Origin of the sequence: Rhodovulum sp. (genome assembly GCF_011048875.1) — a bacterium.
Lineage (GTDB): Bacteria > Pseudomonadota > Alphaproteobacteria > Rhodobacterales > Rhodobacteraceae > Rhodovulum > Rhodovulum tesquicola.
Genome location: NZ_DSDD01000486.1, coordinates 1 through 3,949, shown reverse-complemented (window position 1 = coordinate 3,949; position 3,949 = coordinate 1). Strand labels below are relative to the sequence as shown.

5 protein-coding genes and 1 pseudogene are annotated in these 3,949 nt (G+C 69.5%); 3 read left to right on the top strand and 3 right to left on the bottom strand.

Annotated elements, in window-relative coordinates; translation table 11 throughout:
- Both ENN83_RS16390 and ENN83_RS16385 read right to left on the bottom strand, forming a co-directional pair.
- A partial coding sequence (locus tag ENN83_RS16390) for a leucyl aminopeptidase family protein (RefSeq protein ID WP_287188851.1) occupies window positions 1–1,079 on the bottom strand: 1,079 nt, incomplete at its 3' end.
- A 74-nt stretch (window positions 1,080–1,153) separates the two neighbouring features.
- The gene (locus ENN83_RS16385; RefSeq protein WP_287188849.1) at window positions 1,154–1,498 is read right to left on the bottom strand and encodes a hypothetical protein; all 345 of its coding nucleotides are present in this window, start codon (window positions 1,496–1,498) and stop codon (window positions 1,154–1,156) included.
- Between the two features lie 177 nt (window positions 1,499–1,675).
- Here ENN83_RS16385 and ENN83_RS16380 point away from each other — a divergent pair, with 177 nt between their 5' ends.
- The 3 genes and pseudogenes from ENN83_RS16380 to ENN83_RS16370 all read left to right on the top strand — a co-directional run bounded on the left by ENN83_RS16380 (window position 1,676) and on the right by ENN83_RS16370 (window position 3,673).
- Window positions 1,676–2,326, top strand: a complete 651-nt coding sequence (locus tag ENN83_RS16380) for a carbonic anhydrase (protein WP_287188848.1) — start codon at window positions 1,676–1,678, stop codon at window positions 2,324–2,326.
- A 55-nt stretch (window positions 2,327–2,381) separates the two neighbouring features.
- Window positions 2,382–3,357 (top strand): annotated as a pseudogene (locus ENN83_RS16375) (sodium-dependent bicarbonate transport family permease).
- A gap of 4 nt (window positions 3,358–3,361) precedes the next feature.
- A complete protein-coding gene (locus ENN83_RS16370) occupies window positions 3,362–3,673 on the top strand; it encodes a P-II family nitrogen regulator (RefSeq protein WP_287188846.1) in 312 nt (103 codons plus the stop codon).
- Window positions 3,674–3,761: 88 nt separating this feature from the next.
- Here ENN83_RS16370 and ENN83_RS16365 read toward each other — a convergent pair.
- The coding region (locus tag ENN83_RS16365; RefSeq protein WP_349760148.1) for a DUF4139 domain-containing protein at window positions 3,762–3,949 on the bottom strand (188 nt) is incomplete at its 5' end.

Sequence of the window (3,949 nt, the reverse complement as noted above, 5' to 3'; positions counted from 1 at the left end):
AGCGCCTCGTCCCCGGTATAGAAGGGCGCGATATCGGGGCCGACGGCAACGCGCGCCGCCCCGGTCAGCGTGGCCATCGAGATCAGCAGGTCGGTCTCTTCCTCGCAGGCCAGCGCCAGCGAGTCGGCCAGCACCAGCCGTCCCTCGGCATCGGTATTGTTGATCTCGACGCTCAGCCCGTTGCGCGCGGTCAGGATATCCTGCGGGCGGAAGGCGTTGGCCGAGACGCTGTTTTCCACCGCCGGGACCAGCAGCCGCAGCCGCAGGGGCAGGCCCAGCGCCATGATCGCCTGCGCCAGCCCCATTGCGGTCGCGGCCCCGCCCATGTCCTTCTTCATCAGGCCCATCGACTCGCCCGGTTTCAGGTTCAGCCCGCCGGTGTCGAAACAGACCCCCTTGCCGACCAGCGTCAGACGCGGGCCCGCATCGCCCCAGCGCAGATCCAGCAGTCGCGGCGCCTGCGGCCCGGCGCGGCCGACGGCATGGATCAGCGGGAAGTTCTTCGCGACCAGATCGTCGCCCCGGATCGCGGTGACGCTTGCGCCCTGCCGGGCGGCCAGCGCGACCAGCGCCTCCTCCAGCGCCTCGGGGCCCATGTCGCAGGCGGGCGTGTTGATCAGATCGCGGGTCAGCCATTCGGCCGCGGCCAGCGCCTCGACCCGGGGCACGTCGATGCCGGGCGGCGCCTTGACCTGCGCCTTCAGCGGCGGCTGCGCGCGGTAGCGGTCAAAGCGGTAGGCGGCCAGCAGCAGGCCCAGCGCCTCGGCGGCGAGTTCTGCGCCCGCAAGCGCGGTCTGCAGATGCCACACCCCTTCGGGCAGGCGCGCCGCCGCGCCCGCAAGGTGAAACCGCCCGCGCGCGCGTTCGCCCGCCGTTCCGTAGCCCGCAACCGCCCCCGCGACCCGGCCATCGGGTCCGGGCAACAGCACGACCTCGCCCAGACCCGCGGCAAAGCCCGTGGCATTCAGCCATTCGGCCTCGGCCGGGGGACGGGCGGCGCGCCATTCGGCAAGGACTGCCTCCTCGACGACATGAAGCGGCAGCGAGGGCGCGTCGGGCGCGGCGAAACGAGGCGGCATGGGCGGGGCGTCCTTCGGTCCTGGATCGGGATGGCTCCCGAGCCTAGCCGTTTCGCCCGCGCCCGCAAGCGAGTTCAGCCCGAGCGGTGCTGCAACTCCTCCGCGATCCGGAACGACCGCTGCGCGATCCGCCGCAGCCGCGCCATGGTGGCGGCCACCGCCACCGCATCCCCGGTCTGCACCGCACGCGACACGCCCCGCGCGGCGGTCGACAGGCCGATCAGCCCCAGCGAATCGCCCAGCGCGCGGATCTGGCCCACCAGATCGACGCAATCGCCCGGACGCACCTGCGCCGCCGCCAGATCGAGGCTGGCCATCAGATCCTCCAGCCGCTCGACCGACACCGAGACCAGATGCGCGGCCCTCGCCTCGCCCAGATCGACGAACATGTCCGCCAGCCGATCCGAATCCACACTCAACGCTTCGTCCTGACGCAAGACCACAACTCGGGACACGGAACCCCTCCGATTTATCGCACCACACCTGCGGGGGACACTGCTCCCTCAGCATCAAGAAAGCGTTGCACCGCGGCACCGAAATCACTCGAATTACCGGCAAATGCACTTTAAGCAGCCGCAGAGAAAACGGAGAACGTGATGAAAGACGCCCGCCCTCTGCCGCAATACCTCGTCCAGCGTTACCATGGCTGGAGGGCCACCGCCCATGCCGAGAACAAGGCCTGGTTTCGCCGCCTCGCCGAGGAAGGACAGCGCCCGCGCACGATGGTCATCTCCTGCTGCGACTCGCGCGTGCATATCAGCGCGATGTTCCGCGCGGACGGGGGCGAGTTCTTCATCCATCGCAACATCGCGGCGCTGGTGCCGCCCTATGCACCCGATGGCAGCAATCACGGCACCTCGGCGGCCGTCGAATACGCGGTCACCGTGCTCAAGGTGGCGAACCTGATGGTGGTGGGCCATTCCCGCTGCGGCGGCATCAAGGGCTGCCATGACATGTGCGCGGGCCTCGCGCCGGAACTTGAGGAAAAGACCAGCTTCATCGGCCGCTGGATGGACATCCTGCGCTCCAGCTACGACCGGACCGCCGGGGCCGCGACCGAGGCCGACCGGCTGGAGGCGATGGAAAAGGACGCGGTTCTGGTCTCGCTTGAGAACCTGATGACCTTTCCCTATGTGCGCGCCGCGGTCGAGGCCGAGGAACTGGCCCTGCATGGGCTTTGGAAGGATATCGCCGAGGGCGTGGTGGAATGCTACGATCCTGAAACCGGGCGGTTCGTGGCGATCTGATCCGGTCCTTGGCGCGTGATCCATCGGGGTCCAAAAGCATGAACGGGGGCCGCACCTGACCGGCGTCGTCGAACTCGCGGCGGGCAACCCGCTGTCGCCGATCATCCTCAGTTTCGCGCTCGGGCTCGCCGCGGCGCTAGCGCGATCCGATCCTCCGTGCCCGAGGCCGCCGCCAAGGCGCTGTCGATGTACCTTCTGTTCGCCATCGGCTTCAAGGGCGGCGCGGGCGTTACCGCGCACGGGCTGGACGGCACGCTTCTTCTGGCGCTGATCGCCGGGCTGGTTCTGTCGGCGGGCATCCCCTTCGTGGCCTTTGCGCTGCTGCGGACGATGACCCGGCTGGGCACGGTGGATGCGGGCGCGGTCGCAGGGCATTACGGCTCGATCTCGATCGTGACCTTCGTGGCCGCGACATCGGTGCTGACCGGCCAGGGCATCGCGTCCGAGGGCTTCATGGTCGCCGTCGCCGCGATCATGGAGGCGCCCGCGATCCTCGCCGCGCTGTGGCTGGTGATGCGCAAGGGCGGCCAGACCGACGTGGAATCCGGCCTCTGGCGCGAGATCCTGCTCAACGGCTCGATCGTGCTGCTGATCGGCGCCTTCGCCATCGGCTGGATCACCGGCCCCCAGGGGCTGGCCGAAATCGAAAGCTTCATCGTCGCGCCCTTCAAGGGCGTGCTCTGCCTGTTCCTGCTGGACATGGGGCTGGTCGCGGGCCGCAACCTGCGCAACAGCGGGGGCGTGATCACGCCGGGGCTGCTGGCCTTCGGGGTGTCATGCCGCCCATCGGCGCCGCCTTCGGGCTGGCCGCGGGGTTCGCGCTGGGGCTCAGCCCGGGCGGCGTGGTGCTGATGATGACGCTGGCGGCCTCGGCCTCCTATATCGCGGTCGCTGCGGCGATGCGGGTGGCGCTGCCAGAGGCGAAGCCCTCGATCTACGTGACGCTGTCGTTCGGGATCACCTTCCCCTTCAACCTGACGCCGGGCATCCCGCCCTACCTTGCCGCGGCCCGGCTTGCGACCGGAGGTTAGGCCCATGCAGACCCATGCCGCGAAACGGGTAGAGATCATCATCGAGGCGCCGATGGAACGCCGCCTGACCGCCGCGCTGCGCGAGGCGGGCGTCACCGGCTATACCGTGCTGCCGGTTCTCGGCGGCATCGGCCGGTCGGGCGAGTGGAGCCGAGAGGGACAGGTGGGGCGCGCGGGCGGCATGGTCGCCGTCGTCTGCCTGATCCGGCCCGAACGGCAGGACGCGCTGCTCGACGCCGCCTTCGCCGTGGTCGAGCGCCATATCGGCGTCGTCTCGGTCACCGATTGCCAGGTGCTGCGCGCCGAACGGTTTTGACCCGCGCGCCAACCCGGACCGGGTCCGCGCGCGGCGCGGCTCCGACAAAAGTCCGATGAAAGTCCGATGGAAATCCGATACGGGATTCCTATTGCAGAACCTTGCCCTCGGGCCAGGTCATCCGCTGGGTCACCCCGACCTCCCGCACCGCGTCGGGGGCCAGATCGAAGCGCCATTCCAGCACGCCGCGCCGGTCGTCCAGATCGGTCCCGGCGGGCGGCGGATCGGCGCTCCAGGTGATCTTCAGATCCTCCTGTTCGGAATAGGGCACCCGGT